A 17,138-nucleotide genomic window follows, 5' to 3' on the forward strand; every position below is an offset into this window, starting at 1 on the left:
GTTTTAGGAACTTTGACAACTTTAAGAAACGAATTTTCATCGCTCTGAATATAAAAATGGAGAGGACAACGATTGTCCTCTCCAGATGTTAGCTTTTTATTCAACCCACTACAGTTGACAGAGAGCCAGATAAAGCTTGATACGAATGAAAAACGGAGATAGAGATGGCTAAAGAAGATGTGGCGATGCAAGTGTTGCAACAGGTAGTAAAACTTCCTGTCGTCAAAGTGAACCGGTCAAAATTTTTAATGGACAAATTCTCTAAGGAAGTGGCTTCAAAGGATATTCCTAGATTATTGGAAGAAGGGCCGACAGCTTTATTATCTCAGGAAACCTTAGATCGAGTGGCCAATGCCTGTATTAAAGATAATGTTTTACTGGCAAGTGGGACATCTGTTTTAGCAGGTTTACCTGGAGGTATTGCCATGGCGGTTACAATTCCGACAGATGTAGCCCAGTTTTACGCATTTTCATTAAAACTAGCCCAGGAGCTGGGCTATATTTACGGCTATGATGATCTCTGGGCTTCGCGAAATGAGCTGAGCGAAGAAGCTAAAAATACCCTTTTGCTCTATCTGGGAGTGATGTTGGGAGTAAATGGTGCGGGCGCTCTACTTCGTTCTGGTGGTGTTACAGTTGCTAAGCAAGTGATGAAAATTGTAAACAAAAAGGCTTTGACAAAGACTCTTTGGTATCCAATTTTGGAAAAAGTTCTGAAAATCTTTGGAGTGAATCTGACCAAGGGAGGATTAGCTAAGGGGATGGGAAAAGTTATTCCGATCTTAGGTGGAGTCCTATCAGGTGGCTTAACCTTTGCGACCATGAAACCCATGGGAGAAAGATTGCAAAAAGAATTGTCCGAATTGATTAACTACGATGAAGCACAATATCAAAGAGATGTTGCCACTATCCAAAAAGAGGTTGAAATCATCGAAGGAGAATGACATGGGGATCATAACAGTACTGGCCAAAACCTACGGTAATTATCTTCTTACAAGGCAAGCTTTAAAAGTTGCAGAAACCATAAAAAAAGATGAAAACACAGTCGTTAGTTTGGCGAAATTAGTTCTCGTAGATAAGCTTATGGATACAGCTACTTGGTTGATGAAGCAGGAGGATAAAGAATGAAATCTTTTTGGAGATTCTTCACTCTTCTTTTTATAACACCAATTGTTGGTCTGATAAAAATTCTCTGGTTTTTAGTCTCTTTCGCCTTCCAATTACTGTTCTATAAGATTCTTTTCAAAATCATAGACTGGTTTTTCAAACTTCTCTGATGATCATGGTAAGGATAAGACTTTGAGGTTTTACTAGGAAGAGTCTATATAATTAGAAATAATGAAGTGATACGAAATAAACTAGCAAGTCTTCTACTGCTAGTTTTTTAATCTTTGCCCTTGTGGTATAATAAAAGAGAAAAAACTGTTAGAGAATATGATGGAGGTTATGATGGACAATATCATTGATGTATCTATTCCTGTTGCGGAAGTGGTGGACAAGCATCCAGAAGTTTTAGATATCCTAGTAGAACTTGGTTTTAAACCTCTTGCAAATCCTTTGATGAGAAATACAGTCGGACGAAAAGTATCGCTCAAACAGGGATCTAAGCTCGAAGGAACTCCTATGGACAAGATTGTTCGTACACTGGAAGCAAATGGTTACGAAGTGATTGGATTAGACTAATGGTAGATGAACGAATTCATGTCCTACGGGATATTTTATTAGAATTGCATAATGGAGCCTCACCTGAATCCGTTCAGGAACGCTTTGATGCAACCTTTACAGGTGTATCAGCTATCGAGATTTCCCTCATGGAGCACGAGTTGATGAACTCGGACTCAGGTGTGACCTTTGAAGACGTCATGGAGCTCTGTGATGTCCATGCCAATCTCTTTAAAAATGCTGTTAAGGGTGTCGAAGTAGAAGATACAGAGCATCCAGGTCATCCCGTGCGTGTCTTTAAGGATGAAAATCTAGCCCTCCGTGCTGCCTTGATTCGTGTTCGTAGATTATTAGATACATATGAGTCTATGGAAGACGAGGAAATGCTTGCGGAGATGCGTAAGGGTTTGGTTCGCCAGATGGGCCTTGTAGGTCAATTTGACCGTCACTACCAGCGCAAGGAAGAACTCTTCTTTCCTATTATGGAGCGTTATGGACATGATTCGCCTCCAAAAGTCATGTGGGGAGTTGATGACCAGATCAGGGAACTCTTTCAAACAGCAATGGAGACAGTCAAATCCTTACCAGAGATACCAATTAGCACTGTAAAGGAAGCTTTTGAAGCTTTTGCGACAGAGTTTGAAAGTATGATTTTCAAGGAAGAATCTATCCTCCTCATGATTCTACTCGAATCCTTCACCCAGGATGACTGGATTCAGATTGCTGAGGAAAGTGATGCTTATGGCTATGCTATTATCCGACCTTCTGAAAAATGGGTGCCAGACCGTCAGAATTTTGTTGAGGAAAAAAGAGAAGAGGAATTTGTTCAGCAAGATAGGAAAGATGGACAGGTTCAACAAGTGATTGACACGCCAGAAGGTCAGTTTACTATCACCTTCACACCTAAGGAAAAGGAAGCGGTAGTAGATCGCCATAGTCAACAGGCTTTTGGTAATGGCTATCTCTCAGTCGAGCAGGCTAATCTTATTCTCAACCATCTGCCAATGGAAATTACCTTTGTTAATAAGGATGATATTTTCCAGTATTACAATGACAATACGCCAGCAGATGAGATGATTTTCAAGCGGACACCTTCTCAAGTCGGGCGCAATGTTGAGCTTTGTCACCCGCCCAAGTACCTTGATAAGGTAAAGACCATTATGAAAGGTCTTCGTGACGGGGTCAAGGACAAGTATGAGATGTGGTTCAAGTCCGAGTCACGAGGTAAGTTTGTCCATATCACCTATGCTGCAGTACACGATGAAAATGGAGAATTTCAAGGTGTATTGGAGTATGTTCAGGATATCCAGCCCTACCGTGAGATTGATACAGACTATTTCCGTGGATTAGAATAAGGAGAAAAAATGAGTTACGAACAAGAATTTATGAAAGAATTTGAAGCTTGGGTTAATACCCAAATCATGATTAATGATATGGCGCTCAAGGAAAGCCAAAAGGTCTATGAAGAAGATCAAGATGAGCGTGCTAAAGATGCCATGATTCGCTATGAAAGCCGCTTGGATGCCTACCAGTTCTTGCTAGGCAAATTTGAAAATTTCAAGGCAGGCAAGGATTTCCATGATTTGCCAGAAGGTTTATTTGGTGAGAGACATTATTAAGAGCTATAAAAAAAGTGTGGTCTATAAACCGCACTTTTTACATATGATGGGTATGCTTGGTAATCCATTGTTCTGTTTTTATTTTTAACCAAAATGAATAGATTCCAAGAGTGATAATCGTCAGTAAGAACCATTTGATCCAATTTCCAAATAACTGGGTGCAGTTCCATCAAAGTATAAACGTTGACCATCGATGACAGTATGTCGTACTTTCCAATCTTGCATAAAACAAACGGCCCAAGGTGTAGCAATTCCTAGAGTTAAGGCGATGATGAAAAAAGCGACAATTGAGTGCCCGATAAAGCTGAGTAATCCACCGTCAAAATAACTTTATTTGTTCATATAGAGTCTCCTTAGAATTTTATGGATAAGTAAATCATTACTTTGAGGTGTTGTACCATAGGAGGAGATAGGAGTCAATATTTCTTGAAATGAGGTACATATAGTTCAAACGAAAATAGCATTCACGATTTGTCCTACTTATCTTTTTGTGTTACAATGTTAGCATGAAAACGAAAAATATCATTAAAACAGGTTTGGCATTAGTAGGCCTCGGAGCACTTGCTTTTGGAGCTAAGAAAGTAGCTGATGACCATAAACTCATGAAAACGCAGGAAGAGTTGACCGCTATTGTGCGTGACTCCTTTTCAGAGATGGGTGAGATAGCGACTCTCTATGTCCAAGTCTACGAAAGTAGCTTAGAGCGTCTCGTTGGTGGTGTCATTTTTGAGGATGGTCGTCACTATACCTTTGTCTATGAAGATGAAGATCTCATCTATGAGGAGGAAGTCTTATGATAATTCCTCATAGTTTGGAAGAACTAGCTAATCTAGTTGAACAGGATGGCAAGAAGGTCTTCCTTTTTGTTGCGGATTGGTGTGGCGATTGTCGTTATATCTACCCTGCTTTGCCAGAGATTGAAGAGTCAAATCCAGAGTTTACCTTTATACGAGTAGACCGTGATGAGTACATGGACTTAGCCAAACTTTGGGATGTTTACGGGATTCCAAGTCTTGTTGTCTTAGATAAGGACAAGGAGATTGGACGCTTTGTCAATCGTGATCGTAAAACCAAGGCACAAATAAACGACTTTTTAGCAGGATTAAAATAGGAGAAAAGAAAGAATGATTTTTACATATAACAAAGAACATGTTGGTGATGTCCTTATGGTCATCGTGAAAAACAGTGGCGATGCCAAACTAGATGTTGAACGTAAAGGCAATGTAGCGCGTGTTTTCCTAAAGGAAACAGGTGAAACTGTTGCTTGGAATATTTTTGAAGTTTCTAGCTTATTCGAAATTGAGGAACGTGGTCAAGTATTCTTGACAGACGACCAAGTAGCTCGTTTGAATCAAGAATTGCAGGCGGAAGGTTTTACAGAGGAAATTGTTAATGACAAGGAACCTAAGTTTGTTGTTGGTGAGATTGTCGAGATGGTAGCTCATCCAGATAGTGACCACCTCAACATCTGCCAAGTTGCAGTCGCAAGTGACAAGACAGTGCAAATCGTTGCAGGTGCTCCCAATGCGCGTGTCGGTTTGAAAACCATTGTCGCTCTTCCAGGAGCTATGATGCCCAAAGGCAATCTCATTTTCCCAGGTGAACTTCGTGGGGAAAAGAGTTTTGGGATGATGTGTAGTCCTCGTGAACTTGCCTTGCCAAATGCTCCGCAAAAACGTGGTGTCATTGAACTGTCAGACGACCAGGTAGTTGGAACACCCTTTGACCCAGCTAAGCACTGGACTGCTTAGTCACTAAAAGTGATTTATAATCTTCGCTTGAGGGAAATAAGATGGCAAAAAATGTAGTCATTACAGGTGCAACATCAGGTATTGGTGAAGCCATTGCGCGTGCATATCTAGAAAAAGGTGAGAATATCGTTCTCACAGGGCGTCGAAAAGAAAGACTTGAAGCTCTCAAAACTGAGTTCGCAGAAGCCTTTCCAAATCAAAAAGTTTGGACTTTTCCGCTAGATGTAACCGATATGACAATGGTTAAAACGGTTTGTTCAGATATTCTAAAAACTGTGGGTCAGATTGATATCTTGGTTAATAATGCTGGGCTGGCTCTCGGTTTAGCTCCCTATCAGGACTATGAAGAGTTGGATATGTTGACCATGCTGGATACCAATGTCAAGGGCTTGATGGCAGTCACTCGTTGTCTCTTGCCTTCTATGGTGACTGCAAATCAAGGCCATATCATTAATATGGGTTCAACCGCAGGTATTTACGCTTACGCTGGTGCAGCAGTCTATTCAGCAACCAAGGCTGCAGTCAAAACTTTTTCGGACGGGATTCGGATTGACACCATTGCGACTGATATAAAGGTGACCACTATTCAACCTGGTATTGTAGAGACTGATTTTTCAAAAGTCCGTTTCCATGGAGATGAGGCACGGGCTGCAACGGTCTATCAGGGGCTCGAAGCCTTGCAGGCACAAGATATCGCAGATGCTGTGGTTTATGTGACCAGCCAACCTCGTCGTGTGCAAATCACAGATATGATCATCATGGCCAATCAACAAGCCACTGGGTTTATGATTCACAGAGATTAATATTATTTAAAAAAGTTACAAATTTTGTAACTTTTTTTGATTTCCTTCGAATAGATAAGTAGGAGGATGAAAAAATGTTTAATAAAATTATTCTTATTGGAAGAATCGTGGCAACACCAGAATTGCACAAAACCAACAATGACAAGTCCGTTGCACGAGCAACTATCGCAGTGAATCGTCGTTACAAAGACCAAAACGGGGAACGTGAAGCAGACTTCATCAATATTGTAGTCTGGGGCAAACTTGCTGAAACTTTGGCGAGTTATGGAAGCAAAGGCAGTCTCATTTCTGTGGATGGGGAACTACGTACCCGTCGCTTCGAGAAAAATGGACAGACCAACTATGTAACAGAAGTTCTCTGTACGGGCTTCCAACTCTTAGAAAGTCGCGCCCAACGTGCTATGCGTGAAAATAATGCTGGACAAGACTTAGCAGATTTGGTCTTGGAAGAAGAGGAACTTCCCTTCTAAAATGACAAGAGTTTGAGAATTTTCTCCAACTCTTTTTGTGCTATAAATCAGACTTTTTTCTTGACTATTTTTGACCAAGTGATACAATAGAACTATGGTTTAGCACTCATGTATAAAGAGTGCTAACAATATGATTATGTTATGGAGGAAAACAAATGTTGAAACCATTAGGAGACCGTGTGGTCTTAAAAATTGAAGAAAAAGAACAAACTGTCGGAGGCTTTGTCCTAGCAGGAACATCTCAAGAAAAAACAAAAACAGCTACTGTAGTGGCTACTGGACAAGGTGTTCGTACCTTGAGCAGTGAGTTAGTCGCTCCAAGTGTAAAAGTTGGAGATCAGGTTTTAGTGGAAGCTCATGCAGGTATTGATGTCAAAGATGGTGATGAAAAGTATATCATCGTAGGTGAAGCAAATATCTTGGCAATCGTTGAAGAATAAGAGGAGGAAATAAGTATGTCAAAAGAGATTAAATTTTCATCTGATGCACGTTCAGCTATGGTCCGTGGCGTTGATATCCTAGCTGATACAGTTAAAGTAACCTTGGGGCCTAAAGGACGTAACGTTGTTCTTGAAAAATCATTCGGTTCACCATTGATTACCAATGATGGAGTGACAATCGCGAAAGAAATCGAACTAGAAGACCATTTTGAAAATATGGGTGCCAAATTGGTATCAGAAGTAGCTTCTAAGACTAATGATATCGCTGGTGACGGGACAACTACTGCAACAGTCTTGACACAGGCAATCGTTCGTGAAGGAATCAAAAACGTTACAGCAGGAGCAAATCCAATCGGTATTCGTCGTGGGATTGAAGCAGCTGTTGCTGCAGCCGTGGAAGCCTTGAAGAACAATGCTATTCCAGTAGCCAATAAAGAAGCTATTGCGCAGGTTGCTGCAGTATCCTCTCGTTCTGAAAAAGTTGGTGAATACATCTCTGAAGCCATGGAAAAAGTTGGTAAAGATGGTGTTATCACCATTGAAGAGTCACGTGGTATGGAAACAGAGCTTGAAGTCGTAGAAGGAATGCAATTTGACCGTGGTTATCTATCACAGTACATGGTGACAGATAACGAAAAAATGGTTGCAGATCTTGAAAATCCATACATTTTAATCACAGACAAGAAGATTTCAAATATCCAAGAAATCTTGCCACTTCTAGAAAGTATTCTTCAAAGCAGCCGTCCACTCTTGATTATTGCAGATGATGTTGATGGTGAAGCTCTGCCAACCCTTGTCTTGAACAAGATTCGTGGTACTTTCAACGTAGTTGCTGTTAAGGCTCCTGGTTTCGGTGACCGTCGTAAAGCTATGCTAGAAGACATCGCAATCTTGACAGGTGGTACCGTTATTACTGAAGACCTTGGTCTTGAATTGAAAGATGCTACTATCGAAGCGCTTGGTCAAGCAGCTAAAGTGTCTGTTGATAAAGATAGTACAGTCATTGTAGAAGGTGCAGGTAATCCTGAAGCAATTGCTAACCGTGTTGCTGTCATAAAATCACAAATTGAAACAACAACTTCAGAATTTGACCGTGAAAAACTCCAAGAACGCTTGGCTAAGTTGTCAGGTGGGGTAGCAGTTATCAAGGTTGGTGCTGCAACAGAAACAGAATTGAAAGAAATGAAACTCCGCATCGAAGACGCTCTCAATGCGACTCGCGCAGCTGTTGAAGAAGGTATCGTTGCAGGTGGTGGTACTGCCCTTGTCAATGTTATCTCTGCTGTTGCGACCTTGGAGTTAGAAGGTGATGAAGCAACAGGACGTAACATTGTTCTTCGTGCCTTGGAAGAACCTGTACGCCAAATCGCTTATAATGCAGGTTATGAAGGTTCAATTGTTATCGATCGTTTGAAAAATGCAGAGCTTGGAACAGGCTTCAATGCTGCAACAGGTGAATGGGTCAACATGATTGAAGCAGGAATTATCGATCCTGTTAAGGTTAGCCGTTCAGCCCTTCAGAATGCAGCTTCAGTAGCAAGCTTAATTCTAACAACAGAAGCAGTCGTAGCGAATAAACCAGAACCTGCTGCACCAGCGCCAGCTATGGATCCATCTATGATGGGTGGCTACTAAGAAATAAATAAAAACAGGTAGAATGAAAGATTTCTACCTGTTTCTTTTGAATTACTCAAAAAGAGGAAGCTCAGCCTCCTCTTTTTACATCTATTTAATTATGGTTTGATAACTTCAGCTCCACCCATGTATGGACGAAGAACTTCTGGAATGGTCACAGAACCATCTTCGTTTTGATAGTTTTCAAGGATAGCAGCGACTGTACGTCCAACAGCAAGTCCAGAACCATTCAAAGTATGAAGAAGTTTAACCTTACCATCGGCTTCATCACGGTAACGGATTTGGGCACGACGAGCTTGGAAATCTTCTGTATTTGAACAGCTTGAGATTTCACGATAAGTATTTTGCGCAGGAATCCATACTTCCAAGTCATAAGTCTTAGCAGCAGAGAAGCCCATGTCTCCTGTAGAAAGAGCAACTACACGGTATGGAAGGTTGAGTTTTTGAAGGATATTTTCAGCGTTAGCTGTCATCTTTTCAAGTTCTTCATATGATTCTTCAGGTTTAGCAAATTTCACCATTTCTACCTTGTGGAATTGGTGTAAACGAATCAAACCACGAGTATCACGACCAGCTGAACCAGCTTCAGAACGGAATGATGGGCTCATAGCAGTAAAGTAGATTGGCAAGTCTTTTCCATCAAGAATTTCATCACGGTAGTAGTTGGTCAGAGGAACTTCAGCTGTAGGAATGAGGACGTAGTTCGTATCTTTCAATTCAAATGTATCTTCTTTGAATTTTGGATATTGTCCTGTACCGAACATAGAATCATGGTTAACCATGTAAGGTGTGATGACTTCAGTGTAGCCTTCTTTTCCATGTTCATCCAACATAAAGTTGTAGATAGCACGTTCCAAACGAGCCCCGAGGCCTTTATAGAAGAGGAAGCGCGCTCCAGTTACCTTCCCACCACGTTCCCAGTCAAGAATACCAAGATCTTCACCTAGATCCCAGTGAGCTTTTGGTTCAAAGTCGAACTCGCGAGGAGTTCCCCAACGGCGAACTTCTACATTATCATCTTCGTCTGCACCGATAGGCACGCTATCAGCTGGGATATTTGGAAGTGTAGTGGTAAATTCTGTCAATTTAGCATCGATTTCAGCCAATTCTGCATCAAGAGCTTTTACCTCGGCAGAGAGGGTTTGCATCGCAGCAATCTTGTCATCGGCATTTTCCTTGTTACGTTTAGCTTGTGCAATCTCAGCAGAAACTGTGTTACGTTCAGCCTTGAGAGTTTCAACCTTGACCAAGATGTCACGTCGTTTGGCATCGATTTCTTTCATCTCGTTCAAGATAGCAGCATCTACACCACGTGTAGCTAGTTTTTCTGCGACAGCATCAAAGTCTGTACGAATACGTTTGATATCTAACATATAAACTCCTTTATGAAAAAAGCACACCCGACAAAGCGTTGGAGTGGCAGGGCCACGGTTCCATCCAACTTCACAGGTGTGCACTTGATTATGTATTTAGTTTGTAACAACGGTAGAATTTCAATTAAATCTTCTATCTGCTCGCAGCACCCGCAGACTTTCTGAAAGAAGTAAGTAACCTACTTATCCGTTTCTATGATTATACTAAACTTTCTATTTTTTTGCAAATAGATTTTTAATTTTTCGACCAATGATTTGGACTAAGGTAGGAAGTTTGACTACCTTGTCATTTCCCAGTTTTTCACGAGCTATTTTAAGAATTTTTCCAGAGTCTTTTGAGGCAAAGAGAAATTTTCCTTGATCTGTAAAGATTTCAAAATGACGACTAACCTTGCGGCCTGAAACATTGGCTCCGATTTGGTTAACGCTGGACCATGGGATTTGAATATAGTCCTCGACATTACGATCTGCGTAAAATTCTAGCGCATGATCTCCAACCAGAAATTTTCCAACCTTTCCTGTAATGGAGAGATAGGAAGTTCCAGTTGTTTGCAAGTCGACGACCTTGTTGAGGGATTGTGCCATGTTTAGTCTTCCTTATTTTCACCGAAAAATGCTTGGTAGAGAGCTTTAAGGGCGGCTTTTTCTTGGTCTTTATGGACAACAAACATGATAGAAACTTCACTAGAGCCTTGTGACATCATTTGGATGTTGATGTTGTTCTCAGATAAGGCACGAGTGGCTGTAGCAGTTACCCCGATATGACGCTTCATTTTTTCCCCAACAATCATAATGATAGAGAGGTCGTGTTCGATTTCAGCGTGGTCTACCTCTGCTTTTTGTACTAATTGACGAAGGATTTCTTCTTCCTTGATCGGAGTCAATTCTCGTGAACGTAAGATGATAGACAGGTCATCGATACCAGTTGGCATGTGTTCCCAACCAATATTAAGGTCCTCAAGAATCTGAAGAACTTTACGACCAAAACCGATTTCGCGGTTCATCAGATACTTGGACATATTGATGCTGACAAAGCCAGAATCACCAGCGATCCCAACAACTGGGAATTTGTCGCTGCTATGTTGTAGCACAATGCGAGTACCTGGGTGGTCTGGATTGTTGGTATTTTTAATGACAAGAGGAATTTTCCCACGGTAGGCTGGTAGAAGTGCTTCATCGTGTAGTACAGAGAATCCAGCATAGGCCAATTCACGCATCTCACGGTAGGTTAACTCAGGAATAGAGTGTGGCTTGTGGATGATACCAGGATGGGCAGCAAAGATTCCATCTACATCAGTAAAGTTTTCATAGAGGTCAGCCTTAACACCTGCGGCGATGATAGAACCAGTAATATCGGATCCCCCACGGGAGAAGGTACAGATGTGATCTTCCTTAGTTACGCCAAAGAAACCAGGAATAACGAGGACTTCAGTTGAATTTGTCAATTCCTCGATTTTATCGTAACTTGATGGGATGATACGTGCATTTCCAGGTTCGCTTGTCACAACGATACCAGCTTCTCTAGGATGAACATAACGCGCTTCCAAGCCATTTTGGTTAAAGTAGGCTGCAATCAACTTGGCATTGTTATTTTCTCCAGCTGCTAGAAAGGTATCATAGAGAAACTTATTATCTTCAATTGGAAGAGTTGCAAGAGCACGGATGCTTTTTGAGATTTTTTCTAGAACTGTTGGTTTGAGTTTTAGCTCACTAACCATGGCAGCATAGCGATCAATAATCCAGTTTTGACGTTTACTGATATCATTACCAGCTACATAGTCGCGGTAGTATTTAATCAAGGCATCTGTCACCTTGGTATCTTCAGAATTGCGTTTACCAGGCGCAGAGACGACTACAAAACGACGTTCTGGATCACTTTTTACAATGTTTAGAACTTTTTCTAACTGACTAGCAGAGGCAAGTGAGCTTCCACCAAATTTTACAACCTTCATAAGAACTCCTAAAGTAAGTATTTTATACGATTATAGCAGAAAGAGGGGCTTTTTTCAATCTGGAAAATATCCTATACAATTGTTTGAAAGTCTCATCAGGAAAGCTTATAATAAAGGTGTAGGAGGAAAGACTCTTCTAATGAAAGGAGTTGGGGGAAGATGATTAAAAGAGTAGTTTGTTTAATCTTACTAGTCCTTACCTTCGTGATGATTCCTATAAATATCGGAGCAAGGTCTCATCCTCTTCCCAGTGGTCGTTTGACCGGAGAAGAATTAGCGATGGAGTATGCGCAGGAGCGTCAGATTTCAGTTGAGAGGGCTAAAATTATCTTATCTATCGGCTTGTCAGATAGTAAGGCAAGGACCTATCGAATTCTCTCTGAAAAGCTTATCGTTAATCCTAACTATGAAGCTAGAGTCAAGTTTTATTGTCGAACAGATGAAAGTGGACAATTTAGAGGAATCACAAAACTCTTAGCTACAAGTCTGGTTAACAAGGACGGAGACAAGGAAGCTCCTTTTACAGGAAATCTTTTTGCCTACCTTGAAGATCCAAATCGTGTTTTTTACATGGTTTCAGGAGAATTCTACCATAAGGGATCCAACCAAGAACAGCTCTATCAGAGAGAAGGAGGACGAATGCTTGAAGTGATTTATGATTTCATGGATGATACAAGTACTGGTTTTCCTGTATTTTTAGATACCAAACTAAGTTTTTAAAATCGGCCGATACACTTTCGGTCGATTTTTCTCTTGTCTAATAAGCTGGGAAAAGATATAATTTGAAAATAAAATAATTTAATCTTCGTTGTAAATTGAAAGGAGTGGTTATGGATCATATCCTCTATCAAGTTCAAGACGATTTAGCGATGATAACTCTGAATCGTCCCGAGGTGGCAAATGGTTTTCATATTCCTATGTGTCAGGAAATTTTAGAAGCTTTAGAATTAGCTGAAAAAGATGCTTCGGTTTCGTTTGTTCTCATTAATGCTGCCGGCAAAGTCTTCTCTGTTGGGGGCGATCTAGTAGAAATGAAACGTGCTGTCGAAGAGGATGATATTGCATCCTTGGCTCAGATTGCAGAATTAGTCAATGCCATTTCTTATAAAATGAAGCAAATTCCTAAACCAGTCATTATGGAGGTGGATGGAGCAGTTGCTGGAGCTGCGGCTAATATGGCTTTAGCAGTTGATTTCTGTATTGCTTCTGACAAAGCTAAATTCATTCAGGGCTTTGTAGGTGTGGGCTTAGCTCCTGATGCGGGTGGCTTATTCTTGCTTACACGATCACTAGGAGCGATTCTGGCAACGCAATTAGCTATGACTGGAGAAGCCTTTCACAGCTGAGAAGGCTTTAGAAGCAGGAGCTGTCTATCGTCTGTGTGCAAGTGAGCAACTGGAAAAGACAAGAGAGCAGCTGTTGAAGAAGTTGAGAAGAGGCTCTACTAACTCTTACGCAGCCATTAAGAAATTGGTCTGGGAGAGCGAGTTTAAGCAGTGGCATGAATATGCCAAATTGGAACTGGAGCTACAGGAAACTCTATCTTATACCGAAGATTTTAAGGAAGGTGTTCGTGCACATTCTGAAAGAAGACATCCAAAATTTTGGGGGAAATAATAAAATACTTGCGCAATTCTTTGAAGTTTGATATACTTTTTTTGTCAAATGTTTTGATAGTTAAACTTTTTGATGAGGGAGGGAAGAAAATTGGACTACCAACGGATCAATGACTATTTAACATCTATTTTTAATAACGTCCTTGTGATTGAGGAAGTGAGTTTGAGAGGTAGTCGTTTCAAGGATATCTCCATCAAGGAAATGCACACGATCGATGTGATTGGCAAGTTTCCAGATGTGACTCCAAGTCAAGTGTCCAAAGAGTTGATGGTAACTCTAGGAACCGTGACAACTAGCTTGAACAACTTGGAACGAAAAGGTTATATCGAGCGCTTGCGATCAGATCAGGATCGTCGTGTAGTACATCTGCATTTGACAAAGAAAGGTCGCTTGGTACATCGGCTCCATAGACGTTTTCACAAGGCCATGGTCGAAAGGATCATCGAAGGCATGAGCCCAGAGGAAATGGATGTCATGAGTAAAGGTTTGACCAATCTTTATCAATTTTTGGAGGATTTGAAATAATGGCTTTTGCGAAAATAAGCCAGGTTGCTCATTATGTTCCAGAGCAGATTGTCACAAATGAAGATTTGGCTCAGGTTATGGATACGAGTGATGAATGGATTTCAAGTCGAACTGGAATTAAGGAACGTCGCATTTCTAAGACAGAATCAACAGGAGATTTGGCTACTGAAGTTGCCAAACAGCTTTTAGAGAAGTCAGGGATTTCTGCTGAAGAGTTGGATTTCATCATCTTAGCTACGATGACCCCTGACTCGATGATGCCATCTACTGCAACACGTGTACAGGCTCGTATAGGTGCTCGTAAGGCCTTTGCATTTGATCTAACCGCCGCTTGTAGTGGTTTCACCTTTGCCCTTTCAACTGCAGAGAAGTTTATCTCTTCAGGAGCTTATCGTAAGGGTCTAGTTATCGGTAGTGAAACTATGTCCAAAACCTTGGACTGGACAGATCGTTCAACAGCTGTCCTATTTGGAGATGGAGCTGGTGGCGTCTTGTTAGAAGCAAGCGATAAGCAACATTTCCTAGCGGAGAGTCTCAATAGCGATGGTTCACGTAGTGAGTGCTTGACCTATGGGCAGACAGGCTTGACGTCACCATTTTCAGTTCAAGAAAATCCAGATGCTTTCTTGAAAATGGATGGCCGAGCAGTTTTTGACTTTGCAATTCGAGATGTTGCTAAGTCTATCAAAGAGACCATAGAGATGAGTCCTGTATCTGCAGAAGAACTAGACTATCTCCTGCTTCATCAGGCCAATAACCGTATCTTGGATAAGATGGCTAGAAAAATCGGTGTAGATCGTGATAAGCTTCCCGCAAATATGACCAAGTATGGAAATACTAGTGCGGCAAGTATTCCGATTTTGCTTTCAGAGTGTGTAGAAGAAGGGCTAATCCATTTGGATGGTAGCCAAAAAATACTCTTATCAGGCTTCGGTGGAGGTTTGACATGGGGCACACTTGTTGTTACAATTTAGGTAATTATGTGGTGAACACATTGTTATAAAAACTATTTATTTTAAAGGAGTCTATCATGGCAGTATTTGAAAAAGTACAAGAAATTATCGTTGAAGAACTTGGAAAAGACGCATCAGAAGTAACGCTTGAATCTACTTTTGATGATTTGGATGCAGATTCATTGGACTTGTTCCAAGTAATCTCTGAAATCGAAGATGCTTTTGATATCCAAATCGAAGCAGAAGACAACTTGAAAACAGTTGGTGACTTGGTTGCTTACGTTGAAGAGCAAACAAAATAATTTAAATAAATGGAGAAGGAGTAGGAGTAGGGAAACCCGCTCCCTCTTGTTCAGGTAATAGTTTGACAGTCAAAGTATAATATGGTCGAACTATTACCTAAGCAAGACTCATGGAGGCACTATGAAAACACGTATTACAGAATTATTGAATATTAAATATCCTATCTTTCAGGGAGGAATGGCCTGGGTCGCTGATGGTGACCTAGCGGGTGCTGTTTCAAAGGCAGGTGGTCTGGGTATCATCGGTGGAGGGAATGCTCCCAAGGAAGTGGTTAAGGCCAATATCGATAAGATTAAATCATTAACAGATAAGCCATTTGGTGTCAACATTATGCTTTTGTCTCCATTTGTTGAAGATATCGTTGATCTTGTGATTGAAGAAGGGGTTAAGGTTGTTACAACTGGCGCAGGGAATCCAAGTAAATACATGGAACGATTCCATGAGGCAGGGATTACTGTTATTCCAGTTGTCCCAAGTGTGGCTTTGGCAAAACGCATGGAAAAAATTGGTGCGGATGCCGTCATTGCTGAAGGTATGGAAGCTGGGGGACACATTGGCAAGTTAACAACTATGACCTTGGTTCGTCAAGTTGTAGCTGCTGTTTCAATTCCTGTTATTGCTGCTGGAGGTATTGCAGACGGTGAGGGAGCTGCAGCTGGATTTATGCTTGGTGCAGAAGCTGTGCAAGTAGGAACTCGCTTTGTGGTAGCTAAGGAATCAAATGCCCATCCAAATTACAAGGCTAAGATTTTAAAAGCTCGTGATATTGACACAACTATCTCAGCACAACATTTTGGACACGCAGTTCGTGCCATTAAAAACAAATTGACTCGTGATTTCGAGCAAGCTGAAAAAGATGCCTTCAAACAAGGAAATCCAGATTTAGAAATCTTTGAACAAATGGGCGCTGGAGCCTTAGCTAAGGCTGTTGTCCATGGTGATGTAGATGGCGGTTCAGTGATGGCTGGTCAGATTGCAGGTCTGGTTTCGAAAGAAGAAACTGTTGAAGAAATCTTAAAAGATATTTACTACGGTGCAGCTGAAAAGATTCAAGCAGAAGCTGCTCGTTGGGCAGGAGTTACAAGAAATGACTAAAACAGCCTTTCTATTTGCAGGTCAAGGAGCCCAGTACCTAGGAATGGGGCATGAACTCTATGACCAATATGCTATCGTCAAGGAAACGATCGACCAAGCTAGCCAAGTCTTAGGGTATGACCTTCGGGATTTGATTGACAATGATGAAACGAAACTAAATCAGACTCGTTACACACAACCAGCTATTTTGGCTACATCCGTTGCCATTTACCGACTACTAAAGGAGAAAGGTTTCCAACCAGATATAGTGGCAGGCCTGTCTCTTGGAGAATATTCTGCCCTTGTAGCTAGTGGTGCCTTGGATTTCGAAGATGCAGTGGCTCTAGTTGCTAAACGTGGGGCTTATATGGAAGAAGCAGCACCTGCAGGGTCTGGTAAAATGGTAGCAGTTCTCAATACACCAGTAGAGGTCATTGAAGAGGCCTGTCAAAAAGCTTCTGAACTTGGAGTAGTTACCCCAGCCAACTATAACACACCTGCACAAATTGTCATTGGTGGAGAAGTGGTTGCAGTTGATCGAGCTGTTGAACTCTTACAAGAAGCAGGTGCTAAACGCTTGATTCCTCTCAAGGTTTCAGGTCCTTTTCATACCGCTCTCCTTGAACCTGCTAGCCAGAAACTAGCTGAAACTCTAGCTCAGGTAAACTTTTCAGATTTTACTTGTCCCCTAGTCGGCAATACAGAAGCAAGGGTCATGCAAAAAGAAGACATTGCTCAACTCTTGACGCGTCAGGTCAAGGAACCAGTTCGTTTCTATGAAAGTATTGAGGTTATGCAAGAAGCAGGCGTAACCAACTTTATCGAGATTGGACCGGGGAAAGTCTTGTCAGGTTTTGTCAAAAAAATTGATAAAACGGCTAAACTAGCCAATGTTGAAGATCAGGCTAGCTTGGAAGCTCTTCTAGGAAACTAGTAATCCCTTCTCCCATAAATACAAGAG

General features: G+C 41.3%; 21 protein-coding genes and 2 pseudogenes. 19 read left to right on the forward strand and 4 right to left on the reverse strand.

Annotated features, from left to right (window positions below; genetic code table 11):
* The first annotated feature begins 164 nt into the window (after nt 1–164).
* From QM867_RS05860 to QM867_RS05880, 5 genes are all read left to right on the forward strand, one after another.
* On the forward strand, nt 165–944 hold the full coding sequence (locus QM867_RS05860) for a hypothetical protein (RefSeq protein WP_414315341.1): 780 nt from the start codon (nt 165–167) through the stop codon (nt 942–944).
* Nucleotide 945: 1 nt separating this feature from the next.
* Entirely contained in the window at nt 946–1,128 is a 183-nt protein-coding gene (locus QM867_RS05865; protein WP_414282528.1) for a hypothetical protein, read from the forward strand.
* 321 nt (nt 1,129–1,449) lie between these two features.
* Entirely contained in the window at nt 1,450–1,683 is a 234-nt protein-coding gene (locus QM867_RS05870) for a DUF1858 domain-containing protein (protein WP_000368732.1), read from the forward strand.
* Nucleotides 1,683–3,017, forward strand: coding sequence for a DUF438 domain-containing protein (locus QM867_RS05875; RefSeq protein ID WP_414315342.1), 1,335 nt, complete (start codon nt 1,683–1,685; stop codon nt 3,015–3,017). Before QM867_RS05870 ends, QM867_RS05875 begins: the two co-directional genes overlap by 1 nt.
* Nucleotides 3,018–3,026: 9 nt before the next feature.
* Nucleotides 3,027–3,281, forward strand: coding sequence for a DUF1912 family protein (locus QM867_RS05880; RefSeq protein ID WP_049527031.1), 255 nt, complete (start codon nt 3,027–3,029; stop codon nt 3,279–3,281).
* A gap of 37 nt (nt 3,282–3,318) precedes the next feature.
* Here the strand turns inward: QM867_RS05880 and QM867_RS05885 are convergent.
* Nucleotides 3,319–3,581: pseudogene (locus tag QM867_RS05885) on the reverse strand (DUF898 family protein).
* A 206-nt stretch (nt 3,582–3,787) separates the two neighbouring features.
* Between QM867_RS05885 and QM867_RS05890 the strand changes: the two are divergent.
* From QM867_RS05890 to groL, 7 genes are all read left to right on the forward strand, one after another.
* Nucleotides 3,788–4,078 carry a DUF4651 domain-containing protein gene (locus QM867_RS05890; RefSeq protein ID WP_000850670.1) on the forward strand — a complete coding sequence of 97 codons (291 nt, stop codon included), beginning with the start codon at nt 3,788–3,790 and terminating at the stop codon, nt 4,076–4,078.
* Complete coding sequence (locus QM867_RS05895; RefSeq protein ID WP_000586527.1) at nt 4,075–4,392, forward strand: thioredoxin family protein; 318 nt, start codon at nt 4,075–4,077, stop codon at nt 4,390–4,392. Before QM867_RS05890 ends, QM867_RS05895 begins: the two co-directional genes overlap by 4 nt.
* A gap of 13 nt (nt 4,393–4,405) precedes the next feature.
* Complete coding sequence (ytpR, locus tag QM867_RS05900) at nt 4,406–5,032, forward strand: YtpR family tRNA-binding protein (protein WP_414276283.1); 627 nt, start codon at nt 4,406–4,408, stop codon at nt 5,030–5,032.
* A gap of 41 nt (nt 5,033–5,073) precedes the next feature.
* A complete protein-coding gene (locus QM867_RS05905; RefSeq protein ID WP_414315343.1) occupies nt 5,074–5,835 on the forward strand; it encodes an SDR family NAD(P)-dependent oxidoreductase in 762 nt (253 codons plus the stop codon).
* Nucleotides 5,836–5,909: 74 nt separating this feature from the next.
* Nucleotides 5,910–6,305, forward strand: coding sequence for a single-stranded DNA-binding protein (locus tag QM867_RS05910; protein ID WP_049527040.1), 396 nt, complete (start codon nt 5,910–5,912; stop codon nt 6,303–6,305).
* Nucleotides 6,306–6,460: 155 nt separating this feature from the next.
* Entirely contained in the window at nt 6,461–6,745 is a 285-nt protein-coding gene (gene groES / locus QM867_RS05915) for a co-chaperone GroES (protein ID WP_414315344.1), read from the forward strand.
* 15 nt (nt 6,746–6,760) lie between these two features.
* Nucleotides 6,761–8,380, forward strand: a complete 1,620-nt coding sequence (groL, locus tag QM867_RS05920) for a chaperonin GroEL (protein WP_414315345.1) — start codon at nt 6,761–6,763, stop codon at nt 8,378–8,380.
* A 98-nt stretch (nt 8,381–8,478) separates the two neighbouring features.
* On the opposite strand, the gene serS is transcribed toward groL, so the two are convergent.
* The 3 genes from serS to QM867_RS05935 form a co-directional block, all read right to left on the reverse strand.
* Nucleotides 8,479–9,753: a serine--tRNA ligase gene (gene serS / locus QM867_RS05925; RefSeq protein ID WP_000884217.1), complete on the reverse strand. Its 1,275-nt coding sequence runs from the start codon at nt 9,751–9,753 to the stop codon at nt 8,479–8,481.
* A 213-nt stretch (nt 9,754–9,966) separates the two neighbouring features.
* Nucleotides 9,967–10,338, reverse strand: coding sequence for a DUF956 family protein (locus tag QM867_RS05930; protein WP_371559048.1), 372 nt, complete (start codon nt 10,336–10,338; stop codon nt 9,967–9,969).
* 2 nt (nt 10,339–10,340) lie between these two features.
* A complete protein-coding gene (locus QM867_RS05935; protein WP_414315346.1) occupies nt 10,341–11,705 on the reverse strand; it encodes an aspartate kinase in 1,365 nt (454 codons plus the stop codon).
* A 159-nt stretch (nt 11,706–11,864) separates the two neighbouring features.
* Here QM867_RS05935 and QM867_RS05940 point away from each other — a divergent pair, with 159 nt between their 5' ends.
* The 7 genes and pseudogenes from QM867_RS05940 (at nt 11,865) to fabD (ending at nt 17,111) form a co-directional block, all read left to right on the forward strand.
* Nucleotides 11,865–12,425: a hypothetical protein gene (locus QM867_RS05940; RefSeq protein WP_414315347.1), complete on the forward strand. Its 561-nt coding sequence runs from the start codon at nt 11,865–11,867 to the stop codon at nt 12,423–12,425.
* Nucleotides 12,426–12,535: 110 nt separating this feature from the next.
* Nucleotides 12,536–13,322 (forward strand): annotated as a pseudogene (locus QM867_RS05945) (enoyl-CoA hydratase).
* A 90-nt stretch (nt 13,323–13,412) separates the two neighbouring features.
* On the forward strand, nt 13,413–13,847 hold the full coding sequence (locus tag QM867_RS05950; protein WP_075232026.1) for a MarR family winged helix-turn-helix transcriptional regulator: 435 nt from the start codon (nt 13,413–13,415) through the stop codon (nt 13,845–13,847).
* Nucleotides 13,847–14,821 (forward strand): beta-ketoacyl-ACP synthase III, encoded by a 975-nt coding sequence (locus QM867_RS05955; RefSeq protein ID WP_075232027.1) that lies wholly within the window; start codon nt 13,847–13,849, stop codon nt 14,819–14,821. The genes QM867_RS05950 and QM867_RS05955 overlap by 1 nt, the downstream gene beginning before the upstream one ends.
* 56 nt (nt 14,822–14,877) lie before the next feature.
* Nucleotides 14,878–15,102 carry an acyl carrier protein gene (locus QM867_RS05960; RefSeq protein ID WP_000257840.1) on the forward strand — a complete coding sequence of 75 codons (225 nt, stop codon included), beginning with the start codon at nt 14,878–14,880 and terminating at the stop codon, nt 15,100–15,102.
* 121 nt (nt 15,103–15,223) lie between these two features.
* A complete protein-coding gene (gene fabK, locus QM867_RS05965) occupies nt 15,224–16,198 on the forward strand; it encodes an enoyl-[acyl-carrier-protein] reductase FabK (protein WP_414315348.1) in 975 nt (324 codons plus the stop codon).
* Nucleotides 16,191–17,111: an ACP S-malonyltransferase gene (fabD, locus tag QM867_RS05970; protein WP_414315349.1), complete on the forward strand. Its 921-nt coding sequence runs from the start codon at nt 16,191–16,193 to the stop codon at nt 17,109–17,111. Before fabK ends, fabD begins: the two co-directional genes overlap by 8 nt.
* The last annotated feature ends 27 nt before the right edge of the window (nt 17,112–17,138 follow it).

Origin of the sequence: Streptococcus infantis, assembly GCF_047463635.1 — a bacterium.
Classification (GTDB): Bacteria; Bacillota; Bacilli; order Lactobacillales; family Streptococcaceae; genus Streptococcus; species Streptococcus infantis_W.